Source organism: Streptomyces sp. NPDC018045 (assembly GCF_044327445.1).
Taxonomy (GTDB): Bacteria; Actinomycetota; Actinomycetes; order Streptomycetales; family Streptomycetaceae; genus Streptomyces.
Genome location: NZ_JBIRFL010000039.1, coordinates 14,395 through 39,317, shown reverse-complemented (window position 1 = coordinate 39,317; position 24,923 = coordinate 14,395). Strand labels below are relative to the sequence as shown.

At 69.3% G+C, this 24,923-nt stretch carries 14 protein-coding genes and 1 pseudogene; all 15 read right to left on the bottom strand.

The genetic code is table 11. The features are described from left to right. Positions 1–35: 35 nt before the first annotated feature. The 15 genes and pseudogenes from ACH4EB_RS36475 to ACH4EB_RS36405 all read right to left on the bottom strand — a co-directional run bounded on the left by ACH4EB_RS36475 (position 36) and on the right by ACH4EB_RS36405 (position 24,921). Positions 36–1,379 (bottom strand): KamA family radical SAM protein, encoded by a 1,344-nt coding sequence (locus tag ACH4EB_RS36475; protein ID WP_398352712.1) that lies wholly within the window; start codon positions 1,377–1,379, stop codon positions 36–38. Beyond that, entirely contained in the window at positions 1,376–2,161 is a 786-nt protein-coding gene (locus ACH4EB_RS36470) for a thioesterase II family protein (RefSeq protein ID WP_398352711.1), read from the bottom strand. The genes ACH4EB_RS36475 and ACH4EB_RS36470 overlap by 4 nt, the downstream gene beginning before the upstream one ends. Continuing rightward, positions 2,154–4,439, bottom strand: coding sequence for an AMP-binding protein (locus tag ACH4EB_RS36465; RefSeq protein ID WP_398352710.1), 2,286 nt, complete (start codon positions 4,437–4,439; stop codon positions 2,154–2,156). Before ACH4EB_RS36465 ends, ACH4EB_RS36470 begins: the two co-directional genes overlap by 8 nt. Continuing rightward, positions 4,436–5,401, bottom strand: a complete 966-nt coding sequence (locus tag ACH4EB_RS36460; protein ID WP_398352709.1) for an alpha/beta fold hydrolase — start codon at positions 5,399–5,401, stop codon at positions 4,436–4,438. The genes ACH4EB_RS36465 and ACH4EB_RS36460 overlap by 4 nt, the downstream gene beginning before the upstream one ends. Further along, positions 5,398–6,657 carry a class I SAM-dependent methyltransferase gene (locus ACH4EB_RS36455; RefSeq protein WP_398352719.1) on the bottom strand — a complete coding sequence of 420 codons (1,260 nt, stop codon included), beginning with the start codon at positions 6,655–6,657 and terminating at the stop codon, positions 5,398–5,400. Before ACH4EB_RS36455 ends, ACH4EB_RS36460 begins: the two co-directional genes overlap by 4 nt. A gap of 96 nt (positions 6,658–6,753) precedes the next feature. Then, a pseudogene (locus tag ACH4EB_RS36450) lies at positions 6,754–6,873 on the bottom strand (MbtH family NRPS accessory protein); the annotation flags it as partial. 18 nt (positions 6,874–6,891) lie between these two features. After that, the gene (locus ACH4EB_RS36445) at positions 6,892–9,897 is read right to left on the bottom strand and encodes a condensation domain-containing protein (protein WP_398352708.1); all 3,006 of its coding nucleotides are present in this window, start codon (positions 9,895–9,897) and stop codon (positions 6,892–6,894) included. Further along, positions 9,894–11,060, bottom strand: coding sequence for an ACP S-malonyltransferase (locus ACH4EB_RS36440; protein ID WP_398352706.1), 1,167 nt, complete (start codon positions 11,058–11,060; stop codon positions 9,894–9,896). The genes ACH4EB_RS36445 and ACH4EB_RS36440 overlap by 4 nt, the downstream gene beginning before the upstream one ends. Next, positions 11,057–14,872 (bottom strand): beta-ketoacyl synthase N-terminal-like domain-containing protein, encoded by a 3,816-nt coding sequence (locus ACH4EB_RS36435; RefSeq protein ID WP_398352704.1) that lies wholly within the window; start codon positions 14,870–14,872, stop codon positions 11,057–11,059. The genes ACH4EB_RS36440 and ACH4EB_RS36435 overlap by 4 nt, the downstream gene beginning before the upstream one ends. Beyond that, a complete protein-coding gene (locus tag ACH4EB_RS36430; RefSeq protein ID WP_398352703.1) occupies positions 14,869–16,986 on the bottom strand; it encodes a beta-ketoacyl synthase N-terminal-like domain-containing protein in 2,118 nt (705 codons plus the stop codon). The genes ACH4EB_RS36435 and ACH4EB_RS36430 overlap by 4 nt, the downstream gene beginning before the upstream one ends. A gap of 9 nt (positions 16,987–16,995) precedes the next feature. Continuing rightward, complete coding sequence (locus tag ACH4EB_RS36425; protein ID WP_398352702.1) at positions 16,996–17,790, bottom strand: thioesterase II family protein; 795 nt, start codon at positions 17,788–17,790, stop codon at positions 16,996–16,998. Continuing rightward, positions 17,787–20,063, bottom strand: coding sequence for a non-ribosomal peptide synthetase (locus tag ACH4EB_RS36420; RefSeq protein WP_398352700.1), 2,277 nt, complete (start codon positions 20,061–20,063; stop codon positions 17,787–17,789). The genes ACH4EB_RS36425 and ACH4EB_RS36420 overlap by 4 nt, the downstream gene beginning before the upstream one ends. A gap of 36 nt (positions 20,064–20,099) precedes the next feature. Continuing rightward, a complete protein-coding gene (locus ACH4EB_RS36415; protein ID WP_398352698.1) occupies positions 20,100–21,320 on the bottom strand; it encodes an FAD-dependent oxidoreductase in 1,221 nt (406 codons plus the stop codon). Beyond that, positions 21,317–22,600, bottom strand: a complete 1,284-nt coding sequence (locus ACH4EB_RS36410; RefSeq protein ID WP_398352697.1) for a condensation domain-containing protein — start codon at positions 22,598–22,600, stop codon at positions 21,317–21,319. The genes ACH4EB_RS36415 and ACH4EB_RS36410 overlap by 4 nt, the downstream gene beginning before the upstream one ends. Further along, a complete protein-coding gene (locus ACH4EB_RS36405; RefSeq protein ID WP_398352696.1) occupies positions 22,597–24,921 on the bottom strand; it encodes a lantibiotic dehydratase in 2,325 nt (774 codons plus the stop codon). Before ACH4EB_RS36405 ends, ACH4EB_RS36410 begins: the two co-directional genes overlap by 4 nt. Positions 24,922–24,923 lie beyond the last annotated feature (2 nt).

Here is a 24,923-nt window from a genome sequence, read left to right as displayed (position 1 = left end):
GATAACACTCCATTGCTGTTGTTGAGGAGCCCACCTCATCCGGCGGTCCCGGCCAGCGCCGGAACCGCTCCGGTCGCCTTCTGCCGCCACCATGCGCGGCCTTCCTCCGGCAGCAGGTGCAGCGGGTCGTAATAGCGGAACTCGTCGCCGCGCTCGCCGGCCCAGGACGAGATGCCCGTCGTCTCGTCGTAGCGGCGGTACTGGTGGACCCAGCGTTTACCAAGCAGCGGTACGTCACAGACAATCCGGGGCGTGGCGAAGCCGGGCAGGTAGCCCATGATTCGATCCTGTAGGTCGACCGCCTGCCGCAGGCTCGTACGCCAGTGCTCCGCGGCCGGAATCATGTCGCACAGATACATGTAGTACGGCGTGATGCCGGCGCGGTCCAGCAGACCGAAACTCAGATCGAGGACGGCGTCCCGCGAGTCGTTCACCCCGGCCAGGAGCACCGCCTGGTTCCGCACGTCGCGCAGGCCCGCGTTCAACAGGGCGTGGGATGCCTCGGCGACCAGGCGTGAGACGGACTGGGCCGCGTTGGCATGGGTGTGCAGCGCCAAGGACACGTGCCGCTCCCGGGCCAGGCGCGCCAGGCGCTCCACTCCGCGCAGCACCTGCGGTTGTAGCCAGTGCTGCGGCATGCCCACCAGGGACTTGGAGGCCAGCCGTATGTCCTTGACCGAATCGATGGCGATGCAATCGGCCACGAACTGTTCCAGACGCGGCCAGGGCACGTTGGCGACATCCCCACCGGAGACGACGACATCGCGGATGCGGGGGTTGCTGCGGAGCTCCTGGAGCATCCGTGTAAGCCTGAGGCCGGAACGCTCGGCGAAGGGCCGCTTCTCGACCTGCTGCGTCGAGGCACCTACCAGGTCCATGCGGGTGCAGTGTCCGCAGTACTGCGGACATGTGCTGGTCAGTTCGGCGAGCACCTTCGTCGGATAGCGGTGGGTCATGCCCTCCACCACCCACATCTTCGCCTCGTGCAGGGAGTCGCGCTGAGCCATGGGGTGCGACATCCGCTCCTTCACCCGGTCCGAACTGAGGACCAGCATGTAGCGCCGCACGGGATCGGTGCGGAAACGCTCCCGGAACTCCGGTGAGTGTGGCGCAAGGTCCGGAACCATGGTGTTCAGCATGTGGGGGGTGATGCGCAGCGGCATCGTCGCATTCAGCTCCTGGTCTTCGGTGATTTCCCGATAGATGCCGTCGCTCAGAAGGCCGCCCAGGACCTCGTGGAGCCGCTTGACACTGAACACCGTGTTGGCGCGCTGCCAACGGGCGGAACGCCACTGGGACGTGTCCACATCGCGCCACCCGGGGAACCGGGTCCAGTCCGGCTCGAAGGCTTCGGTCGAGCAGTACTCGTATTCCTTCATGCTGATTCTCCGTACTGTGCTCGGCGCGGCTCCCCGGTCCCGGCCCAGGTCCGGGCCTGCGAGACGGCACGCATGACGGCGCCGGGCCCGTCGTCGATCAGGTTGTGTCCCCCTGACACGCGGACCAGCGCGAACGGTGCTGTGGTGCACTGCTGCCACGCCGCCACGTCCTCGGCCGCCACGGCCTCGTCCTGTTCGCCCAGGAGGGCGAGGACCGGGCAGTCGAGCCGGGGCAGGCTGCTGACATGCGTTTCGATGGCCTCGTAGTCGGCACGCAGGGCCGGCAGGACGAGTTCGCGCAACTCCGGGTCGTCCATCACCTCGGCGGGCAGGTACCCGTCGTCGGCGACCCGGCGCAGGAACGCGTCGTCGGGCCATGTCCATGCCATCGATACGGGGATCCGGTCGGGTGCCTCGTGCGCGGAGACAACCAGGGCGGTGACGGCCTCCACGGGAAGGACGCCGCAGACCTCGTAGGCGATGATCGCCCCGGCGCAGTGGCCGTAGAGCAGGGGCGGCGGCCGGCCGGCCGAGTCGGACTCGATCTGCAGGCAGAGGTCTGCCGCGATCACGTCGATGTCGCGTAGCGGCTCCAGATGGGCCAGCTTCTCCCGCCCCGGCAGCCTGACCGCGACGATGCGCAGGTCGGGAGGCGCGGTATCGGCAAACCCTCGCACGGCGGCCGCACCGCTGCCGCCGGGAGGGAAGACGTAGAGCGTGGCTCGTGCCTCCGCGTTAGCCACCGGCACCAGCCATGCAGTGGTGTCCTCGTCGTCAGCCATGGATCAGCTCCCGCAGCCGGGCCCGGTCCACCTTGCCGTTGGACGTCAGCGGTACGACCTCAAGGGGGACGATCTTCGTCGGGATCATGTACGCGGGCAGGACCCGCGACAGCTCCCGGTGCAGACGTGCGGTGTCGGGCTCCGCGTCCGGTACGTAGCACAAGGCCAGGTCGAGGGCGCCGGCCACCCGGAAAGTGACGGGGACCGCGTCCTTGACGCCGTCGGCCCGCAGGGCGGCCGCCTGGATCTCCCCCAGTTCGATCCGGTAACCGCGGACCTTGACCTGGTCGTCGGTCCGACCGAGGAACTGCAGCTGTCCTTCGGGTAGCCAGCGCGCCCGGTCGCCGGTGCGGTACATCCGGGACCCGGGTTCACCGAACGGATCCGGCAGGAACTTGGACGCCGTCAGATCGGGAGATCCCGCGTATCCACGTGCCAGGCAGACCCCGGCGATGTAGAGGTCGCCCTCGACGCCGGCGTCACATAGGTGCAGGCCCTCGTCGAGCACGACGTACCGGGCGTTGGCCATGGCGGTGCCGTAGGGGATGCTCGGCCAGTCCCGCCCGACCGTGCCGACGCGGTACGAGTTCGACCACACGGTGCACTCGGTGGCACCGCCCAGGGAAAAGACGGTGCAGCCGGGAAAGGGTTCGCGCAGAAGGCCCGGCAGGGGCACCGGAATCCAGTCGCCGCTCAGCAGTACGGTCGTCAACCGGTCGCTCACGGGGCCGGCTTCGAGCTCCATGAAGGGAACCAGCATTTGCAGAGCGGCGGGAGCGGAGTCCCAGACCGTGATCGGCTCGTCTCGCAGGATGTCGATGAGCGTCTGCGGTTCGTCGAGCTCATGGGCTCCGGCCACCCGTACGTGGCCACCCAGCGCGAGCATGCCTATGGTGTCGAACACCGAGAGGTCGAAGCAGAACGAGGTGGTGAACAGCAGGGTGTCCGCGGCGCCGATGCCGATGTGGTCGCGCATCCAGGTCACCAGGTTCACCAGGGAGCGGTGGCGCACCTCGACGGCCTTCGGGGCTCCGGTCGAGCCTGAGGTGTAGATGGCGTAGGCGAGCGAGTCCGGCCCGCCGGGCAGCAGACGCGCGGGCGGTACGGCAGTGCCGAACGTCCACAAGGTCCGCTCTCGCGGCGCCGGCGGAGCGGTGTCATCACGCGCGATCTCAAGCACCGCGTCATAACGGTCGATGAGCGGGGCCGGACCGGCGGCGCGCCGGTGGATCTGCACGGTGTGGATCCCGGGGATCAACTCGGGCAGCCTGGACAGGAGAGCGGGCGGGATGGCCAGCAGCCCGCCCGGCCCCTCGGCCGCGTCCGGGACGAGGTCGGCGAGCACGATGTGGCCCTCGGGGTGCATGGCGGCGACGATCGAGCCGATCGTGTCGAGGAAGTACTCGATGCCGGGGAAGAACTGGACGGCGCTCGCCAGGAGCACGAGGTCCCGGTCGCCCAGGACACCGGTGCCGACCTGGTCGGCGGTCGCGACCTCACTGGTCACTGGGTGTCCGGACGCCCGCAGAGACCGGACCGCCCGGGACACGCTGGCGGGGGACGGGTCGACGCAGAGCGTGCTCTCCACCGATCCGGCGAGGCGCTGCACCAGTGTGCCGATGCCGCAGCCCAGGTCCGCGAGCCGGGTGGCCGGGGAGGCGAGCGACCCGACCAGGTCTGTCACATGTCCGACGTACCACTGCAGGTCTTCGTGTGCGAAGTTCTCGTCGCCGCGGACCACGAAGCCGTTGGCGGCCAGCAGGTCGTCCTCCTCGGCCAAGGAGTCGAAGAGGTCCACCACGGCCTGTTCGTGCCCTTCGGCGGGGGTCTCGCCCTCGGGGCAGACGACGCCCGGATGTGTGGACACGGCCCAGCGGACCGCCTGTACCACGGGCAGCGCCTCCCGGTCGCAGGCGACTGTGACCACATCCATCCGGTCCATCAGCTCGACCAGGCGGGCGGCGGGCCAACGCGGATCGAGCGGGACATACTGGCCGCCGGCCTTGAGAATCGCCACGATCAGTGCCACGCCCTCGCAGCTCCGGCCGCACACCAGGGCGACGCAGTCACCCGCCCGTACACCGTCCGCCCTCAGGAGGGCGGCCGCCGCGGTGCTCCACTCGTCGAGTTTCCGGTAGCTCCAGGTACGGCCGTCCGGCCCCGTGAGAGCGGAAGCGTCGGGGCGCTCGGCGACGTTGCCCAGGAAGAGGTCAAGGACGGTGAGGTGGCCGGGGAACGGTCGCTGTGTCCGGTTCAGTTCCAGCTGCCAGAGGCTCACTGCACTGCCTCCGCGGCGGCGATGCGTTCCGAGACCGTGGCCGCCACTCCGGCGACGGTGGGAGCGGCGAAGAAGGCACGCAGGGGCACACGGACACCGCCCGCCCGCTTCGAGACCTCCGCCGTCACCTTTGCGGCGAGCAGGGAATTTCCGCCGACCGCGAAGAAGTCGTCTTCATCGCCGAAGGACTCGTGCCCGAGAACCTGCTGCCATGCTTGACGGACGGTTTCGCGGGTGACGACGGTATGCCGGGTGTCGGTGTTCACGGTTCTCCAGTAGGTGTTGACGAGAGCGACGACGCGCTCGGGCTGGTCGAAGACGAAGGTGTGCTCGCCGGGGAGTGCCGAGAACCGGAAGGGGCCGTGTGTGAAGCGGGACCAGCCCAGTACCTCGGAAGCGGGCGCGACGGCGTCCTGTTCGCCGTGCAGCACCGTGATGGGCACCTGGCAGCCGGGTTGCGGTGCCGCCTCGTACTCCTCGGCTGCTGTGAAGTCCGCTCGCATGACGGGAAGAAGGAGCTGCGTCAGGTCGTCATCGGCGAACACTCGGCGGGCCTCGGGCGTGAGGCGGGAGACGGCCGCGCGCAGCTCATCGTCGGGCAGGTTCATAAAGCCGAGTTCCGCGGTGGGCCGGTCCGGGGCGCGGGACCCGGCGAGGAAGAGGTGGACGGCCGGCTGGTCCGCGGGCAGCTGCACCGCTGCCTCATAGGCCACGAGGGCTCCCAAGCTGAAGCCGAAGAACGCGGTGGCCGCCGGCCGGGTGGGCAACTGCGCGAGCACCTCCGCGGCCAGTTCCTCGACCGAAGCCAGCGGCGGCTCGTCCAGGGAACGGCGCTTGCCGGGAAGCTCGGGTGTGATCAGCTCCATGCCGGTCGGCAGAAGCGGGGCCCAGCTGCGGAACACGTCAGCGTCCATGCCGGCGCCCGGAAGGCAGACGAGCCGTCGCGGCGGTGCCGCAGTCATGACCGCCACTCCGCCGGCGTCTCGTCGGTGACCAGGATCTCCAGGGCCGGATCGAGTGCGCCCAGCCCTTCGTGCAGCGCCTGCGTGAGCACCGCGGTCAGGCGCTGCGTGGCCCGTGGAGGCAGAGCGGGCGTGATCGCGTCGCAGGCATGTAGCCGGGGCAGTGTCCAGCCACACCGCCGGGAACACGATTCGGGGGACCAGGCGATGTCGAAGGTGCCTTCGCTGCTGTCGTCAGCGAAACGCACCGCGAGCGTTCCTCTGGACTCGGCAGCGGCCCGGCGCAGGACGCCCGGGTCTACCGCGTGCGGCGCGGTCACGAGCCGGGCGTTGGGTACGCCGATAAACCGGAACGGACCGACGCCGAGCCTGATCCGCTCGTCCAAGGCAGGCCCGTCGAGGGCGGCCGCATCCCGGGCGGTTGCGGTCGGCGCGGGTACGGTCGGGCAGCCGAAGTGCAGCACGGCATCGAAGCGGAACCGCGTCATCTCGGTGGCTGCAGTTCCGAGCCGGGGGCTGGTGTCGACGGCCGTCACACCGGGAATGCGCTGCGCGAGCCGTTCGCACCAGCCCGGGTGCAGTGCGAGCTCGGTCACGTTGTGCAGGATGTCCTGTGCGACCCGGTCGAGTTCGGCGGGGTCCGCGTCGGGACGGTGCAGCCGTGCACGCTCCGCGGCGAGCCTCGGTTCGAGCCCCGCGTGCCGGAGGTCTCCCAGCACCACGTGTCCGCCCGGCGCCATACGCGGGGCGAGGTGGGCCAGCACCTCGGTCAGGTAGCGGGTCGAGGGGAAGTACTGGCATACGGAGTTGAGCACCACCAGATCAAAGGTCTCGTTGAGTTCGTGCGTGATTCCCAGTGCGTCGCCGACCCGGTACTCGACCACGCCGGACATCGGGAGGACGTTGCGCAGGTTTTGCACGGCGGACTCCGAGACGTCCGTCGCGACATAGCGTTCGACGTCTTCGAGCGCCAGCACCGAGCGGGCAATCAGCCCCGTGCCACTGCCGATCTCCAGGACACGGCCATGTGGCAGGGGCGTGATCCGCTCGACCGTGGCTTGTACCCAGTTCTTCATGTCCTGCGGACCGACCGGCTCGCCGGTGGTCGAGTCGACCCAGCCGGCCAACCGGTCACCGGGCTCATCAGCGTACATTTCGTCGAAGATCAGCTGCCAGGCTTCCAGCACGCCGTCCTGGTCCGCGGTGGACTGCTCGGCGAAGTCGGGTACGACGACCAGAGTGGTGTCCCTGCGCATCGGGTGCACCCAGGCGCTGTGCACCAGCGGATGCCGGCTGAGGACCTCGGCGCACTGCTCGGGCGCCGGTAGGGCGCGCAGCGCCGTTAGGCAGCCTTCTTCGGTGTCCGGCGCCCCTATGGGCTCCCAGCCAGCAGGAAGGGGAACATGGGTCGGCCAGACGGCCTTCTCCCGCCGTCGGTTGACGACGGTGCGGTGGGTGGGAAGCGTGGTCACAATTGCCTTTCCTCGGGGTCACGGACGGGAGCGACAGGAACGGCTCAGCCTCTGCAGGTACTCCAAGCACGCGGTACCGAGGCCGGTAATCGTGCTCTCGTCGTGGCGCAGGCTTCCGTAGGTGAGAGAGATCCGCAGGGCGTCATCGACGACCAGGGCGTCGATCTCAAGATCATGCCGCCGGGCCATGTCCGGGTGTCGCGCCCCTTCGGGCGCGACATCGTCGTAGGCGAACAATTCGGACTCGTTGTGGCGTGCGGAGCTCATGGAACCCATGTAGCTGAAGGCCACCGCGCGCTCGCGCCAGCCGAGGCCGCGGCTCGCCTCCGCCAACAGCCCGTAGCCCAGGCCGTTTCCGGGCAGCTGCGCGTAGCGGTCCGCCAGGCGGTTCAGCCCCTGGATGCCTTCCACAACCGCCCCAGTGGGCAGGGCGAAGGGGTAGATGGAGGTGAGCCAGCCGACGGTCCGTGAGGGGTCCACTTCGGTGAACAGGTCTTCCCGGCCGTGGCCTTCCAGGTCGATGACGAGCCCCCGCGAGCCGATACGTGATCCCAGCGCCCAGCCCGCAGCTGCCAGCAGAGCGGTGAACAGACTCTGCCCGGGGCGGCCGGGGAGCAGCCGGCGCAACGCCCTCACGCCGTCAGGTGGGAGACGGAAGACGGCGGTGCGCTGGTGGCGCACCGTGTTCGGCGCGTCCGGGTGGTCGACAGGAAAGTCCGTTGGGCAGGCACTTTCCACGTCGCGCCAGTAGGGGAGTTCAGCCGCGAGTTCGGCGCTGTCGTGCGCGTGGTGGCGCAGCGCCTCGGCCCACTCCTGGACTGTCGCCGTGACAGGGGGCAGCTCGATACGACGCCGCTCGACCAGGCTCCGGTAGGCCGCCGCGATGTCCTCCAGGACCACCTGCATGCCGGCAACGTCCATGACCAAGTGGCTGGCGGCGATGAGGAGCTTGGTGCCACCATCGGGCATGCGGAACAGAACGCAGCGGATCAGTGGCCCGTCGCCGAAAACGCGCAGGGACTGCTGGACATCGAGAGCGATCTCCTCCAGCGTGTCGCGCGCCTGCTGTGCGCTCGGCCGGTCGGTGAGGTCTTGCACGGCCAGCGGTACGTGGCCGGGCCCGTCGAGGTAGTGCTGCTGCACAGTCCCGTCGCCGGCCTTGCGAAACCGGATGCGGCTGGCATCGTGGCGCTTGAGCGTGACGGCGACCGCACGCCGCATCGCATGGACGTCCAGTTCACCGGGATGGGTGCACAGAACGGTGAAGTTGTAGTGAGCGTCGTCGCGCTGGCCGGCGAAGAACCAGGACTGGATGGGCAACAGCGGCATCGTTCCGGTCGGCCGCGGCCGTACCCGCGGTGCTTCCGGAGCCGGCGGGGTTTGCGCCGAGGCGCTGCCGGCCAGGGCACGGAGCGTCTGGTGGGCGAACAGGTCGCGGACCCTGACTTCGACGCCCGCAGCCCGGGCGCGGTTGGCCAGGTGGAGTGCCAGGATGGAGTCGCCGCCCACTTCGAAGAAGTTGTCCTGGTCAGCGATGGGCCGGCCGAGCAGTGCGGTCCATACGGCCCGCAGCCGTTCGAGCACATCCGCGTCGGGCTCGGGGGCGCCCGCACCGGCGGCCGAGACCGAGCCGGCCGGTATCGCTGGCGTCCGCACCCAGTCCTCGACCAGGTCGAGGTCCTCGACCTTGGCCTCGGTGTCTGTGGTCATCGCCGTGAGAGTGCGTCGGAAGTTCTCGACGAGCAGCTCCACCGATCCCTCGTCCCAGAGGTCGGTGCTGAAGTCGGCGGTGCAGTGCAGGCCGTCGTCCTCGTAGTGGATGCTCATTGCGAGGTCCAGTGCGCTGCCCTCGGCGAGGGTGGTGAACGGCTCCGTGCGGACGCCGGTCAGGGCGAAGCCGGAGTCCTCGGCGGTGCGGGGCTGCAGCGCGAGCGCGTGCTGGAACAATGGGTGACGGTTGACCTGCCGGCGCGGGCGCACCAGTTCGACGACGCGCTGCAACGGCAACTTCTGATGCCGGTAGCCGTCGAGTGCGGTCTTCTTCACGGCGCTCAGCAGTTCGCCGAGGGTCTGCCCGGGCGCACAGTCCGACCGGTAGGCGATGTCATTGACGAACAGGCCGATCAGGCCCTGAGCGTCCGGATCGTGTCGGCCGGATGTCGCCGCACCGACACAGAAGTCGGTCTGGCCGGAGGCGCGCCACAGCGTCGCCTCGAAGGCGGCGAGCAGCGCCATGTACACCGTGCAGCGCTGTCGTCGGGCCGCCTGCTCCAGAGCGGCGGTGAGGTCGGGGCCGAGTGGTGCCCAGACGCGGCCGGCGTTCCCGGACAGCAGCGGGGGGCGCGGCCGGTCGGTGGGCAGGGGCAAGTCAGGCGCGTGCGGCGTCAGGTGGCGAGTCCAGTACTCCTCTTCCTTGACGAACGCGCGTTCCGCGATCTGCTGCCGTTCACGGGCGGCGATGTCCCCGACCTGAGCAGTCAGGGGCTCGAGACGGGGCGTGGTGTCGGCTGCAGCGCAGTCGTAGAGGGTGCTCAGCTCCCGGGTCAGAACACCTCGGGACCAGCCGTCGAACGCGATGTGGTGGATACTCAGAAGCAGCACATGGTCGTCGTCGGCGATGCGCAGCAAGCAGCCTCGTATCCACGCCTGTTCGAGATCGAAGGGTTGCTCCGCCTCTTGGCGCGCCCGCTCCTCGGCCACCTCCAGGGCGCGCTCGGTGCCCAGCTGCCGCAGGTCCTCGACGAGCAGGTCCAGCGGCTCCGAATTCACTTCCTGGAAGTATGCACCGCCCACGCACACCACTCGGGAGCGCAACACAGCATGGCGCATCACTAGATGTGTGTAGGCGGTGCACAGGGCGCTTACGTCGAGCGGGCCGCGGAAGCGGACATTGACGGGGAAGAGGTAGCCGTTGTTGGACTCGGTCACCTCGCGGACGAACAGCAGCTGCTCCTGAGCCAGGGACAAGGGCCGGCGTCCGGCGGGGCGCGTGGGAGATCCGATGGCGCCGAGCTGGAGCGTCACAGCGCACCTCCGGTGACTCGTGCGACTTCGCTTTCACCGAGGCCCTTGGCCAAAAGGGCTTCGCGCAGTAGCCGGTCCACGCGATCTGTGCCGGCGCCCGTGCCCGACGGGTCGTCGTCGAGCGAGTCCAAGAGGTCCCGCAGCTGCGTGTAGGCGGCCTTGGTCCGCCGGCGCTGCTCCGGTGACTGGTCGAGGCAAGGTGTGCCGATGACCAAGCGCATGGCGCGCAGGGTGTAGTCGCGCACACTGGCGCAGCCGGGCTTCCCGGCGAGCAGGGCTACGCCGTCGGGGTCGGTGACGGCGTACGCCTGCACTCCGGGCCACATGGACCGGGTCAGGTCGCGCAGCACCGTCTTCGGGCCGCACTCCAAGACCAGGTCCGGGTGCACGGCGCGGACACCAGAGGTGACCGCCACCCAGTCCACACAACTGGTCAGTGTCGCCGACAGGTTGCCGCGCACTTGGTCTGCCGTATCGAGCCGTTCACCGGTGAGGGTGGAGAGTACGGGCACGAGCGGTGCCGTCACCGGTGTGTCGGCCGCGGCCTGCACCATTCGGTCCGCGGCGTAAGTCCCCAGCGGGCAGTGCACCGGCGTACCGATGCCCAAGGCTTTGACGGTGGCACCGATCGCCTGGAGTGGTTCGCGCACGGCCTCGAGGCCGGCGGCCGTACCGCTGACGACGGACTGGTCGGGCATGTTCCGGTTGGCCAGCCAGACCTCGCCGCTTGGTGAATTGTCGCAGGCCTCGCGCACCTGATCGCCCGAAGGCCCGAAGACCAGCCAGGCGTCGCCGTCCGGGCACTCGCTCATCCAAGTGCCGCGCAGCCGCGCAAGACGCACCGCGTCGGTAGTGCTCAGGGCGCCCGCGGCGGCGAGCGCGGTGATCTCTCCCAGGCTGTGGCCGGCCATTACGCACGGTTCCACGCCGCACTTGGCGGCCGCCGCCCATGCGGCGAGACCGTAGGCCACCAGTAGTGGCTGGACGATGTCGTGCCTGGCCGACAAGACCCCCAGGCGCTCCCCTGCGGCGATCAGGTCGTACCCCAGCTCGGCCGCCGCCTCGTCGTACACGTCCCTGCACGCCTGGTGGCTGCGGTAGAGGTCCTTGCCGAGGTGCGCGCGCTGGAACCCCTGTCCGGGGAAGAGAACGGCGGTTCTCATGCGCCGCCCCCACGCGTCAGCAGTTCGGCAGCGGCGTCGGCCGATACCTCGCCGCGTTCGACCCGGGCGAGCAATGCGTCGACGTCGTCGGCCTGTGTCTCGGGTTCTGCTTCGGCAACTGCGGGGGCACCGTCGGTCATGAGCGTCACCAGGGCTTCGTAGGCGGGGTACGCGTACACGTCCGCGACGGTGATGCGTTGCTCGCCCGCGGACTTGGAGAGGAGGTGGACGAAGCGCAGCACGCTGAGCGATGAACCGCCTGCGGCGAAGAAGTGGTCGTTCCCGGACGGCCGAGTGCCGAGCGCACCCTGCCATGCCTCGCGTACGGCCTCCGCGGGATCCACCCCGACGGACGGCTGCCCGGGGGCGGCGTGGACGTCTGTCGTCGCCCCGTTCTTCTGGTGGGCCGCGGCCTTCGCCTCTTCCCACAGGGCGTCCGACAGCGGAATCCGGAGCACGGGGCGCAGATAGTGCGCCTCCGCGAGGTCCAAGCGCATGACGATGTCGAGACCGTGCGGAGCGTCGAGGAACCGGGTGAGAGCCGCGTGGAAGTCCGCGTGGTCGATGGGCGGTATCGGTGTGCGGGCACCGGAGCCGGAACGGTCGTGGAGGATCAGCGGCCAGTTGACGGTGTACGTTGGCAGCCCGCGCCGGGTGAAGTAGGGCGCCGCGCTGTCCAGGAACTGGTTGACCGCGGCGCATTCGCCAGCGCCCTTGGTGCCGCTCATCGAGGAGATCGAGGAGAAGAGGACGAGGTGGCCGGCGCCGGCCTTGCGCAGCGCCTCGCTGAGCAGCCAGGTGCCCACCACACGGTTCTCGATGCCGGTGCGGAAGTCGTCGGCGTCCAGGTCGCGGATCCACAGGTGGAAGAGCTGTTTGGTCAGCATGTAGCCACCGTCGACGCGTCCGTATTCCGTGGTGATGTGCTCGAAGGTGCTCGCCACTGCCGCGGGGTCGGTGATGTCGCACGTCAGGTCGATCACCGAGCAGCCCCGGGCCTCGGCCTGCTCGATCGCTTCGAGGCGTACGCGCCACGGACCGCTGTCCGAGGTCTTCAGAATGGGCCACTGCCGGCGTGCGGGCAGTCCTGTGCGGGACAGGAGGACCACCGTTCCCGCGCCACGCTCGGCGAGCGCGCGGGTCAGCTGCGGACCGAGGTTGCCGGTGCCGCCTGCGATCACGTACAGCCCCCCGGGGCGGAATGCCAGCGGTTTGGCGTCCGTGGGGCGGGTCTCCTGCCGCTGTACGGTCCGTGCGAGACGCTCGCCCGCCCGGTACGCGATCTGCGACTGGGCTTGCGAGGGAGATACCGTGAGTTCCTCGACGACGTGCCGGGCCACCTCGTCGGGATCGGCCGCGTCGTGGTCGATACACAGCTCACGGATGTGCGGTATCTCCTGCGACACGACCCGGAGCAGGCCGAACTGGGTAGTGCGCTCGGGGCGGTGGCCAGCCGGGTCGCCCACCGGATGGGCCTCGCGGGTGAGTGAGGCGACCGTGATGTGGTGGTCGAACTCAAGGTCGGCGAGGCTCTTGGCCAGCGCGTACAGGGAGAGAACTCCGCTGCGCTGGCTCTCCCGGACGGAGTCGAGATCCGTCGCTGTGGTGCCGGCACCACAGTCGGCCGCGAAGACGATGCCAGTGAGTGATGCGGTACGGGCTTCGCCGAGCGCCTGCCACAGGGCGCGGTAGCCGGCCGGATCGTCCAAGGGGGCGCGGAACCGGTTCGGGGCCTCCCAGTCGCACAGGGGGCCGGGCCGTAGCTGGACCACCTCGTCGCTTGCCTTGGCGAGGCGGATGCACAAGGCCTCCATGAGCCCTGGGGCGTCCCCGATCACCAAGACGGTGCCGTGGGTCACCGTGTCCTCGGGAAGCGGGCAGTGGTTCCAGACCGGTTCGAAGAACAGATCACTGACGTCGTGTGCGGACTCGACCCCGTGCGGCCAGATGCGCCGAGGGGCGAACGGCGCCGTGGGCAGCAGCGCCGCGGGAGCAGTGCCGGTGAGGGCCCGGTAGTCGCCGGAGACGTCGGCTCCGTCAAGGAAGTCGCGTACCAGGCCGCGCAGGCGGTCGGGCAGGCGGTGGACCTCGTCGATGCTGCGAGCGGTGGCGTCGGAGTGGTCCGCGATGAAGATGCCATCGGCGTAGAAGGTGTCCGGTACCTGCTCGAAGTCGCGGACAACGGTGAGTCGTTGGAGTTTGGCCGCGAGTTCGTCGTGCGTGGTGGCGAGGACGGCGAGGCGGACCGGGCCGTGGGAGCGACGCGAGAAGGCGGCGGCGGCCGCCTCGGGCGTCAGGCCAGCCGGCAGATCACTGGCCAGCCGGTTCACCAGGCCCCACAGGGACCAGCGGCTCGACGCGCTGAGCAGGACGGGCACCGGCTCGTCGTGGCAGTCGGCTCCCCCGTGACGCGGCTGGTACTCCTCAAGAATCACATGTGCGTTGGTGCCGCTGATACCCAGCGAGGAGACACCGGCGCGGCGTGGGCCGTCGGAGTCCCAGGTGCGGGCGGTGGTGTCGAGTCTGAAAGGACTGGTTTCCCAGGTGACGTCGGGGGCCGGTGTCGTGAGTGAGGCCAGTGGGGGCAGTGCTCGGTGCTGGATGCGCAACAGGGCCGACAGGAGTCCGGCCAGGCCGGAGGCGTCTTTGAGGTGGCCGAGGACCGTCTTCACGGAGCCCAGGCTGCAGAAACCACTGAGGCCGGAGTCCTGGCGGAACGAGTCCGTGAGGGCGTCCAGTTCGACCTGGTCGCCGAGGACGGTTCCGGCGCCGTGGCCCTCCAGGTAGCCGATGTCGGATGCGCTCAGCCCGGCCTCCGCGAGTGCCTGGCGTACCACGGCGGAGTGCGCGGCGGGGCTGGGGGCGGCCATGCCGTTGGTGGTGCCGTCGCTGGCGACGGCCGAGCCGACGATGCCGGCCGCGATGGGGTTGCCGTCGCGCTCGGCGTCGTCGCGTCGCTTGAGGATGATGGCGAGGCCGCCCTCACCCCAGACCGTGCCGTCTGCGGCGCCGTCGTAGGCGTTGCACAGGTGACGCGGGCTCAGGGGGAAACTCGTCGAGTTCGCGAACCGGAACGGCAGCATGTTGAGGCTGAGCCCAGCCACGATGGCCATGTCGCATTCGCCCAGTTGTAGGGCGCGGCGTGCCAGGTGCACGGCGACCAACGAGGATGAGCAGGTGGTGTCGACATTCATGACCGGACCGCTCAGGTCGTACGTGTACGCGATGCGGTAGGCGACATTGGCGGGAATTCCGGAGAGGAACGTGCGGTCATCGGGGTCGTCGAAGAGGTTGGCGTAGGGGAAGGCGCTGTCGGGCTGATGTGCGAGGAAGACACCGGTGCGTGAACCGCGCAGCTCGTCCTCGGTGATGCAGGACGCCTGCACGGCTTCCGTGGAGAGTTCGAGCAGCATGCGTTCCACGGGCCCGAGCAGCCCCGCCTCGAAATCGGTCATCCCGAACGCCGCCGGCTCGAACTCCTCGATACCGGTCAGCCACCCGCCGTGGGCCCGGTCGTCGCTCTCCAGGCTGTCGCGTAGGTGCCCGTATTCGTCGTGCAGCCGCTGCGTGGCGTTGAGGACCAGGTCGAGGCGCTGGGAAGGGAAGACAGAGGTGACAGGCCGGGCGTTGCACAGCAGCCGCCACATGTCCTCGGGCGTCTTCGCGCCGGGCAGACGCACCGCGCTGCCCAGAACCGCGACCTCGGGAAGGCTTTGCCGGGACGAGCCGAGCGCGTCGAGCAGTTCCTCCGCCAGGTTGGGATCGATGGTTCCTTGTGCCACGAGACGCAGCACTTTTTCGTCAGCGGTCATGACGCATCCTTCTGGATGAGTTCGGCGAGGTCGGAAAGGCAGTCGGCGGCGAGGATGTCGGCCATGGACAGCTCCACGGCGTAGCGCTGCTGCAGCGCCGACTGGATTTGCAGAGCGGCCAGCGAGCTGCCACCGAGGGCGAGGAACGAGTCCTCAGCCGTCACATCGTCGTAGCCGAGGACCTCTTGAACGAGTGAGATGCAGATCTGTAGGACGGTGACGTCGTCCCCGAGGCGTTCGACGCCGGACTGTGGCGGGGCGGCCGGGGTGGCGTTCGGGGGAGTGGGCCGGGCGGCCGGCCAGAAGCGGGTTGGGGCGAAGGGGTAACCAGGGGCGGTCACGAGCCGCGGCTGGAGGCCCTCGAAAAGTGCCGCCGTGTCCAGGGCCCCGCCCCGCACCCAGTCCAGGCCGATCCGCCGCCGGCGGTTCGGGGTGGCCTCCGCGTGCGTCGCGGCGGTCAGCACACCGGGGATCTCGGCCCACTTCTCCCGGTCGAGATCTGCGAGCTGACCGCACACAGCGCGGAATTCGTCCAGCGTCGAGGCGAGCACCGCGACGCGGTGGGTGAAGTGCTCCCGGCCGATCGCCAGGGACCAGGCGAGGTCGGCCAAAGGGGTGCCGACGGTGCGGCTTGCGCCGTGGATACGCAGCAGTTCGGTGAGGCGCTCCGGTGTGCGCGCGGAGAGTGGAAGGAGAAGCGGTCCTGAGGCGGACGCTGTCGGTTGTGGCTGAGCCGGCGGCGACTCCACCAGAACGTGGGCGTTGGTGCCGTTGAAGCCGAAGCAGCTCACTCCCGCCCGCAGCGGTGCGCCGGTCTCCTTGCGCAGCGGCCAGGGCTCGGTCGGTACGAACACCGCGCTGCCGAGGAAATCGATGTGCCTGCTGGGCTCGGTCAGATTGACTGTCGGGGGCACTTCTTGGTGCTCTAGGACCAGCATGGTCTTGACCAGGCCTGCGAGCCCTGCGGCGCCGTCGAGCAGGTGGCCGATGTTCCCCTTGAGGGTGCCGAAGGCGATCTGCTGTACATCGGAGCTGACTGCGCCCACGGCGTCGTTGACGGCCTTGATCTCGATAGGATCGCCGAGCGCCGTGCCTGTGCCGTGCGCTTCGATGTAATCGATGTCCGCGGGGCTCCAGCCCGCCCTGCGCCAGGCCTCCCGCAGCAGCAGCGCCTGCGCTGCGGGGTTCGGGGCGGTGAGCATCGCGGACGTGCCGTCGTTGTTGACGCTGCTCGCCGTGATGACGGCGCGTATCCGGTCGCGGTCGCGCACGGCTGCCTTAAAAGGCTTGAGCAACAGAGCGATGACGCCTTCGCCGCGGCCGACGCCGTCTGCCGCGGTGTCGAAAGGCTGGGATTTGCCCGCGGGCGACATGATGCCCGAGGCGTCGGCGAGGCGGGAGTCACGGATCACCGGGAAGCTGAGGATGTTCGCACCGCCGACGAGGGCCATATCGCAGTCGCCACTGCGCAGCGCCTGGCACGCGAGGTGGAGCGCCACCAGGGACGACGAGCACGTGCAGCTGACGTTGAACGCAGGGCCCCGCAGGTCCAGCCAGTGCGAGAGCCGGCTCAGCCCGAAGGAGCCGATGCGCCCGGGAACGTCGGCAGGCGAGGTGAGCGGGGCGACGTGCTGGTAGTCGCCGTCCGGGACCGACCCGAAAGCACCCGTTCGCGACCCGCGGATCCTGCCCGCCCAGCCCGCGTCCTCCAGGCAGTGGTAGGCCACTTGGAGGAAACGCCGCTGCATCGGGTCCATTCCGCGGGCGTCCGCCGGGGTGATGGAGAAGAACTCGTTGTCGAAGTGGTCGATGTCGTCAAGCCAACCGCCCGTCAGGAAATGGGGGTTCGTGCCCGGTTCGATGACTGGAGCGCACAACTCCTGTCGGGGCCCGGGGAGGCCGCCCACGCGGTCCCTACCGTGGATCAGGACGTCCCAGAAGTTCTCGTAGCAGTCCGCGCCCGGGAGCGTGGCGGCCACGCCGATCACGGCGATCGGTGCGTCGGCCGACGGTTCGGTGCGTTGCTGCAAAGCCCCGACCAGCGTGCGAGCCTCGGCCCGGTCGAGGGCACCCTGGCCGAGCAACGACAGAACTTTGTTGACGAGTTGGGTCATCGGACGTCCTCACGCATGCTCGTACGGGATGGCGGCTTCGGTGCGGGCGAGGTCCCTGAGCAACTGGCCCGGCCGTGTGCTCTGGTCGAGGTAGAAGTGCCCGCCGGGAAAGACGGCGACGTCGGCGGTCGGTGCGCCGGTCCGCTCGGCCCAGACCTCGGCCGTGTCCCGGACGACCGTCTCGTCGCTGTCGCCATACCAGAGGCTGTAGGGCACGTTGCGGCGGGACAGGACGGGGCGCGGGCGGTAGCTGTCGACGAGGATCATGTCGTCGCCCAGCGTCGCCAGCGCCGCGTCCAGCAGATGGGGGGAGCGGAAGACCTCGGCGGGCGTGCCGCCGTGCCGCTGCATCTCCTCGGTCAGTTCGCTCCGGTCCCGGCGAGTGGGGGCCCCGGAGGCCGGTGGCCGCGTCCCCGCGCGCAGCGAGCAGGAGGACAGTACGACCCGCCGCGGCCGGGCCCGGCCGGCCGACTCGTTCGACAGCCCCACCTCATGGGCGAAGGCGCCGCCGAGGCTGTGACCGAAGAGGATGTGCGGGCCAGCGGTGTATTCGCTGGTGTTCTCCAGGCAGTCGTGCAGAGCCCTGTCGAAATCTTCCGCTGGACGCTCCGTGCTCCGAATTCCTCGGCCAGGTAATTCGATGATACGGGCCCTGATGTGCTCCGGCAGATCAATGACGAGAGGAACCAAGGAGAGGGCGGACCCGCCGGCGTGATGAAACAGAACGAGGGTCAGGGCACGGGCATCCGGGTTGACGGTTATTCCTGCACTGTCGAATATCATGCCGGAACTCTTGTTCCTCATGAAGTGTGAATCCTTTCCAGCACCTCTTCGACGGATGCGTTTCCCTGGGCCAGCGCCTGCAGCATCTCCCGACGCTCCGGGGCGCTGCCGGCCCGCTGCCCCCCACCGTGCGGCTCGGCGCGTAGGTGCAGCGCGGACGCGAAGGTGTCGATCGTCGGCCAGCGGAACAGGTCCGCGACAGAGAACTCGTACTCCGGCCCCAACGTTTCGCGCAGCAGTTCGGCCAGCGTGATGACGAGGAGAGAAGTGCCGCCCTGGTCGAAAAATGTGGATCCGGTGGCGACCGGTCGCCCGAGTACGGACTCCCAGCAGTAACGGATGCGTCCCGGGAGGTCTTCCGGAATCTCCGAAAAATTCTCGTTCTGCTGATTCTGCACCTTCATCGCTCTTCTGTCGAGCTTTCCGTTGGGTAGTCGAGGAAGCGCTTGGCTGAGATGGAACCTCACTGGGACAATGGCCGCGGGAATGTACGCGAGCAGCTCCGAACGTACGAATGCCTCGGTCATTTCCGCGGGGGATGCCACGAAGGCTGCCAGTTCGGTCACGCTGGACCGCTCGAAAGGGGAGACGTAGGCCTCGGCGACCCCGGGAACACGTAGCAGGGCGTTCTCGACGTCACCGAGCTCCACGCGATGGCCCCGAACCTTCACCCGGGAGTCGGACCGGCCGTGGAAGTGCATCAGGCCATCGGCGTCCAGCGAGACCTGATCGCCCGTACGGAAGCCCTCGCCGGCGAAGCCGCCCTCGGCGACCGGCCCGTCCGCACCGACATAGCCGAGGCCCACTCCGGGGCTGTCGATCACCAACTCGCCCACGACGCCCCGGGGGAGCACCCGACCGGTCTCCGGGTGCACGACACGGACGGCTGTGCCGGGCAGTGGTGCGCCGAGAGGACACAGGCCGTCCTCCAGGCCCGGCGTGCGCATCAGCGCGGCACAGTCGTAGACCACCGACTCGATCATGCACTCGGTCAGGCCGTACCCGTTGACGAGCCGGGTCCCGGCAGGGACGAGCCGGCTCAGTTCCCGTGCTTCCTCCATGCGGAAGGTGTCCGAACCGACCACGGCCACCCGAAGGCCGCACTTTCGCCTTCCCAGGGCGCGCATCAGGGCGCGCATCAGGGTCGGCGTGGTTTCGGCGAAGGAGATGTCCTGCTCCACGACCGTGCGGGCCAGGAACTCGGGATCGGAGCGGCGCTGCTGCGGGCAGATGACGAGCGTCCCACCCGATTCGAGCGCTTTCAGCAGATCGCCCAGGAAGACGTCCCCCTCCCAGCTGCCGATTTGCAGCACCCGGTGCGGCTCGTTCAGACCGTAGTAGGCGGACCAGCCGTCCAGCAGAGGACGCAGTCCCCCTGCCGGCAGAGCGGAGAGTTTGGGTGTGCCGGTGCTGCCCGAGGTGGCTACGAAATATGCCACCGCGTCTGCCGCGAGGACCGTGCGGGCCGGGGCGTCCTTCGCGGAGCTGGCGGGCACCGAGGCGGTGTCCAGCACCGTCTGGGGCAGCAGGGCGCCGAGAACCGACTCACGACGGGGCCTCGGCAGTTCGCGGTCGACGGCACACCAAGCCGCTCCGGCCAGCCAGGCTCCCAGAATGCAGGTGGCCGTCGCAGCATCACGGCCGCCCACCAGGGCGATACGGTCGCCGGGGCGAACACCGTGGTCGTCCTTGAGGTGCCGGGCGACGGCGAAGGCTCCCGCGCGCAGTTCGCCGTAGGTCAGAGCGCCGTGCTCGTCGGTGACCGCGTGCCGGTCGTCCGGTGCCGAGGTGAGCAGTCGCAGCACGTCCCAGTCCGCCGGCTCGGCCTTGCGCCCCGCGACACTGCCGGCCTCCTCCAGTGACACAGGCGACCACCACGACGAGCCCACCGCGGGGGCCCGAGCGACGGGGCTATCGCACTCCAGCAGACGTCGTGCCTGCTCACGGCCGGTGATCAGCGCCAGCGCAAATCCGCGCTCGGCGGTGCTCCAGAGGGCTTCCTCGACCATCAGAGCATCGGTACCGTGACCGGCGCGTCGGGCGGTGAGCCGGTCACGACACCAGGCGGCGGCCGGTTCGGCGCCGCGCAGGTCCGCTCGCGGACTGTAGGTGAACACCGGGCCGACGGCCGTGTCGCACGTCGGCCCCGACGCTTCGGGAACGCCGTGCAGCAGGGCCGCACCCATCCGCTGGGCCTGGTGGTAGCTGGTCGCACCGTCGAGCCGGTGCAGCAACACCACATCTCTTCCTGCAGGAGAGGTTGCGCCGTCGTCGGTGAGCTTGTTCTCACGCATCAATTCATCGCTTCCGGGTGGCCATTGGTCGCTCGTTCACAGGTGACATCCGCCGGTGCCGACGGCGGCCGCACGGCGCGTATCGATCATGTCCATGAGGTCCTCCAACGGGGAACGGCCTTCCATGACGGTGAAGAACTCCTTCTCCAACCCGCAGGCCACCACCTGGCGCAGCAACTCCCGTCGCTGCTCGGTCAGCTGAAGTGAGGCCATGGAGGCAGCGGCCGTGCCGTGGGCCATGAGGACGTCACACTGGTCGGCCCAGCACTGCTCCAGCGCCTTGTCGAGAAGCCCGGGGTCGTGCAGGGTGTCGCTCACCACTTCGCCGACCGCCGCAGCCTGGGCGAACGCGTCGCTCATTCCCAGAGCGGTGATGCTGTCCTTGTGGTGGGCCGCATCCCCCAGCAGCGACCATCCGGGCCCCGACGCCCGCCGCAGAAAGTTCTGCTGGTCGCCGGTGCCGGTGAAGCCCTCGGCCTCGCCGCCTGTCTTCGCCAGGTGGGCGCATACCTCAGGGAAGGCCGCGAGCGCCGCAGCATAGTGGCGGCGGGCGTCCCTGCGCACCTCGGGAAAGCGGGACTGCGGGAAGTAGGCGGCGATAACTGCTTGGTCGCCGGCGGTCGGGATGTGCGAGACGTATACGCCGTCGTCCTCGAACAGCCGGACCGTGTGGTCGATCGCGGGGTGCAGTGCGTAGTAGACGCAGCTTGCCGGGGCCGCCCGGTGCAGATCGGCGGTGCCCGCGAGGCGGGCCACGGTCGACCGCATGCCGTCCGCCCCGATCACCAGGGAGCAACGGACCTCGACGGAGGCTGCCGAACCCGCCACACGGTAGCGCAACCCGCAGACGCGTCCGTCCGCCTCGACCAGTTCGTGGACCCGGGCACGGTCATGGAACTCGACTCCGTAGGAGAGGGCGCCCTCCACGAGGATCCGGTCGAGGTCCGTACGGGCGGGAGCGCACCCGAACTCGTCTGCGTCGCCCAGCGCGCCGCGCAGGACGGTGTCACCGGCCCGGTAGACGATGTCGCGCAACGGGGGGCAACCGGTGCCCAGCGCGTCCGGGACGAACCCCCACTCCCGCAGCAGTGAAACGCCTTGAGGCTGGAGGAACAGGGTCGACATGGTCCCGGAGGGGAACGCCGCCGCGTCGAGCATCAGCACCGAAAGACCGGACTGGGCCAGCAGGAAGGAGACGGAGGCGCCGGCACAGCGTGCGCCCACCACCACAATGTCGTAGTGCTTCGCTGTGGTCATCCGGCCCTCCGAACGTCCACCGTGGGGGAGCCCGCCATGCCGAGCAGCAGGTCCACGTACTCCGTGGTGAGCCGGTCGGCAAAGGAGGCGTCGAAATCCTGGGACGACACGTCGAACTCCAGGCGGATCGAGCCGCCGGCTTCCTCGACCATCGCGAGACCCAGCGGAGTCTCGGAGTTGCCGGCTGTCAGGGCGGCCCTCGGTGCGGGCCGTCCGGCCCAGGACAGAACGGCTTCGTGGTTGTGGGTGAACATCACCTGGTACAGCGGATCGGTCTCCAGGGACCGCCCAGGCCGTACCTCCCGCGCGAGCCGTAGCAGCGGGACGTGACGGTGGCGAAGACAGAACAGAAAGCGTCGTCGCACCGTGCGCAGGGCCTCGGCCGGGTCGCCGTCCAGCGCTGGTACATGCACCGGCACGGTGTTCATCACCAGACCCACCAGCGTTTCCTTGTCATGGGTCTCTCGGCTCGATACCGGCACGCCGAGCACCAGCTCACGCACGCCGCCCACGCGTTGCAGCAGCATGGCCCAGCAGGTCATCAGCACGATGTTGGTGCTCATGTGCTGCGCCTGGGCGAAAGCCCGGACGTGTCCGGACCGGTCCGGGTCGAGGCGGACGGTTCGACTGTGTGTGGCGAATCCTCCGGCGCCCGACGACGTGCGCAACGGATAGCGGGCGCCCCCAGCCGCGAGGGTCTCCCGCCAGAAGGCGATCGCGGCATCCCAGGAGCCGTCACTGGCCGCCGCGCGTTCGGCGGCTGCGACCTGGCTGTAGGTGACCGGCAGCGGCTGGGGTTCCCATGCGCGGCCCGATGTGTACGCGGCGATGGCGTCGCTGAGCTCGTCGGAGACGACGCCGAGGCTCGGGCCGTCCAGTGTCACGTGATGCGCGCCGAGAAGCAGGAGGTGCGCGTCCTCACGCCATGACACGAGGGCGACGCGCAACTGCGGTGCGCGGGTGAGGTCGAACGGTTTGAGCGCCAGGGACTCGACGAGCTCCATGGCCGAGGCCCGGCAGTCGGCGTGGGCGGTCAGCAGCTCTGCTTCCGCGTGGTCGTGGACCCGCGCGGCCGGCCGGCCGCCAACAGCGTGGTAGCTGGTACGGAGCACCTCGTGGCGTGCGACGACGTCCTCTGCCGCGCGGAGCAGCGCTCCGGGGGCGACGGGCTGGTCGATCTCGTAGCACACGGCGACGTTCACCAACGGTTCCTCCGGGTGGAGCTGTTCGAAGGTCCAGAACTGCTCTTCACCTGATGTGAGGTCACGGGCCCGGCTCATGCGTCAGCATCCTTTCGTGGCACCGCGAGCATCCTCAGCTCGCACGTGCGCGCCCGGCCCTCACCGTCCCGCAGCCATAGCTGGGAGGGGTCGGGCAGCATTTCGCTCAGGGAGATCTCGCCGTTCACATCGCCGGTCTGCCGGACGGCCTTCGCCAGCGCGTTGACGTAGACGATGCTGGTGAAGTCGACGTGGACCGGCTTGTCGTCGATCGGGACCACGTAGAAGGCTCGTTCCGGCAGACCTGTGTCACGGCGCCAGGCACGCGCGGCGAGGAAGCGTTCTCGTTCGTCGCGGACCCGGGACCAGGCCAGATCTCGGGCGGTGAACCGCCAGGCGCGGCGGGCGACGACGAGCGTGCCGATCTGCACCCTGGGGCGTCGCGCCATGGCAGGTATCATGGCGAACGCGTTCACGGAGGAGGCCGAGAGGAATTCGCCCAACACCTGAGTGAGCGGGCCGAATGTACGCCCGGCCCCGTCGTGGACGAGCAATCGCCCGTCGGTGCCGGGCCGCACGTACAGGTCGGCGGCCGGCCACACCGGTCCAGGGGCATCGATCGACGGCCGATGCATTGTCCAGTACCGGAATTCCGGAGAGAGCAATGCCGAGGGAGGAGCGAGCCGGGAGCTCACGGCATGCCATTCCTTCGCGGGAATCGCATAGATCCGCTCGTCGCCCAGTTCGTCGGCCGCTGCTTTGCGCAACGCCTGCGGGTCGTCGTGCTGCTCGACGAACACCCTGCCCTCAAGGGAGTTGAGCGCCACGTGGATCTCGCCCATCACCGCGACGAAATCACCACGGTTGACGGCCTCGACGCTCTCGGCGGCGATCAGCAGGTCAGGGGAGTGATAGCGCCCCGTGGCCCACGGCGCTGCCCCGTCGGTCGCGAACGCACGCAAAGCCGCGTCCTTGACGGCGTCCACGGACAGGACGACGTCGTCACCACCGTCCTGCACCCCGAGGATCTCGCTCCAGCGTCGCTGGAATTCGGAGATCGCCCGCCGCACGGGATCGGGCAGTGCGCGCAGGGAGTGGAAGAAGTAGGGCGTGGCCAGGCTGAGCAGGGCCGTGAGCGGCACCTCGGACTGCTCGGCCTGCGCGCTGCGGCGCTCGTACAGCGCAGTGAAAAGCTGTTCGTACTCCCCGGCGATCCGGTGCACGAGCCAGGCCGCGGACTGCAGCAGCAGGCTTAGCGGCTCACCGACGGCCCGCCGGAACTCTTCGCCGAGCCACACCCGCGTCGACCCCACGGTGTCCTCGTACACGAGAGTGCGGCCGGCGTACGTCTGCCCCTCCCTGCGTTGTTCACGCTCGCCGGTGATCTCGGTGAAGAGGGCACCGAGATCCCGTAGCGCCTCGTACAGGGCCTCCGGGTCCCCGGCACTACGCTGCACCCGGCCCGCCGCCTCCAGATACCGCTCCAGGACGCGGGCCGGCTTCTCCCGAACCGAAGGGTCCTTGACAGCGCCGATGCGGGCGGCGAGTGACTCCTCGGGGCGGGTTTCGACCGGTCCCGTCCAGTCCAGGTGCAATACGCCGTCCTCGGCGAGTGCCGACAGCGCGGACCATGCCGTCTCCCGGTCGCCGAGATCCGGATACTCCGACCACGCCAGCTCCTCAGCGATGTCGCCGACGGTGCGGACACCGTCCACGAGATCGAGAAGCGCTTCCTGTTCCGGTGTGAGCAGCAGAACCGGACGACCGGACCGTCGGACCTGGCCGCCCAGCCGATGGTGGGCAGGGTTGGGACGGGGCACCGTCCACGCCCGGAGCTCGGGCGAATCCCCGAGGGCGGCGGCAATCGCATCGACGGCCCAGCTCTCGTGGTACAGCGTGCGGTGGTCCAGCTCCCGCTGGTGCACGTCGACGCCGATCGCCTCGTCGAGGTCTTCCCGCCAGTGGGCCCAGCTCACCGGACCGAAGTAGCCGATGGTGTCGTTCTTGAGGCAGTAACGCTGGAGGTAGGCGGCGACTGTGGCCTCGTGGTTGCGGCCCTTCACGTTGCGCCGCTCACCGCGCGCCGTTTTGTCCAGACACTCCGTCAGCAGGCGTGGATTCTGCCAGGCCACGGCCTCTCGGAAGTTTCGGTCGGCGGCGATTTGCTGCAGCGCCCCCGTCATACGGGCCGCTGCCGACGCGAACGTATCCAGATACGCCCGACGCGCTTCCGGGTCTGTCGAGCCGATGGCGGCATCGGCCGCGGCGGCCAATTCGGGTGAACCCAGACGGTCGGTCAGTTCCGCGGGGAAGCCCGCACTGCGCAGGGCCACGTCCGACCAGGCGCTCCAGCCGTTGGCCAGGGGAATATCGCGCACCACGG

What these genes read in the sequence shown, in the direction of transcription:
- ACH4EB_RS36475 (WP_398352712.1), bottom strand. Translation starts at nt 1,379, where the DNA reads ATGAAGGAATACGAGTACTGCTCGACCGAAGCCTTCGAGCCGGACTGG.
- ACH4EB_RS36470 (WP_398352711.1), bottom strand. Translation starts at nt 2,161, where the DNA reads ATGGCTGACGACGAGGACACCACTGCATGGCTGGTGCCGGTGGCTAAC.
- ACH4EB_RS36460 (WP_398352709.1), bottom strand. Translation starts at nt 5,401, where the DNA reads ATGACTGCGGCACCGCCGCGACGGCTCGTCTGCCTTCCGGGCGCCGGC.
- ACH4EB_RS36455 (WP_398352719.1), bottom strand. Translation starts at nt 6,657, where the DNA reads ATGCGCAGGGACACCACTCTGGTCGTCGTACCCGACTTCGCCGAGCAG.
- ACH4EB_RS36440 (WP_398352706.1), bottom strand. Translation starts at nt 11,060, where the DNA reads ATGAGAACCGCCGTTCTCTTCCCCGGACAGGGGTTCCAGCGCGCGCAC.
- ACH4EB_RS36435 (WP_398352704.1), bottom strand. Translation starts at nt 14,872, where the DNA reads ATGACCGCTGACGAAAAAGTGCTGCGTCTCGTGGCACAAGGAACCATC.
- ACH4EB_RS36430 (WP_398352703.1), bottom strand. Translation starts at nt 16,986, where the DNA reads ATGACCCAACTCGTCAACAAAGTTCTGTCGTTGCTCGGCCAGGGTGCC.
- ACH4EB_RS36425 (WP_398352702.1), bottom strand. Translation starts at nt 17,790, where the DNA reads ATGAGGAACAAGAGTTCCGGCATGATATTCGACAGTGCAGGAATAACC.
- ACH4EB_RS36420 (WP_398352700.1), bottom strand. Translation starts at nt 20,063, where the DNA reads ATGCGTGAGAACAAGCTCACCGACGACGGCGCAACCTCTCCTGCAGGA.
- ACH4EB_RS36415 (WP_398352698.1), bottom strand. Translation starts at nt 21,320, where the DNA reads ATGACCACAGCGAAGCACTACGACATTGTGGTGGTGGGCGCACGCTGT.
- ACH4EB_RS36410 (WP_398352697.1), bottom strand. Translation starts at nt 22,600, where the DNA reads ATGAGCCGGGCCCGTGACCTCACATCAGGTGAAGAGCAGTTCTGGACC.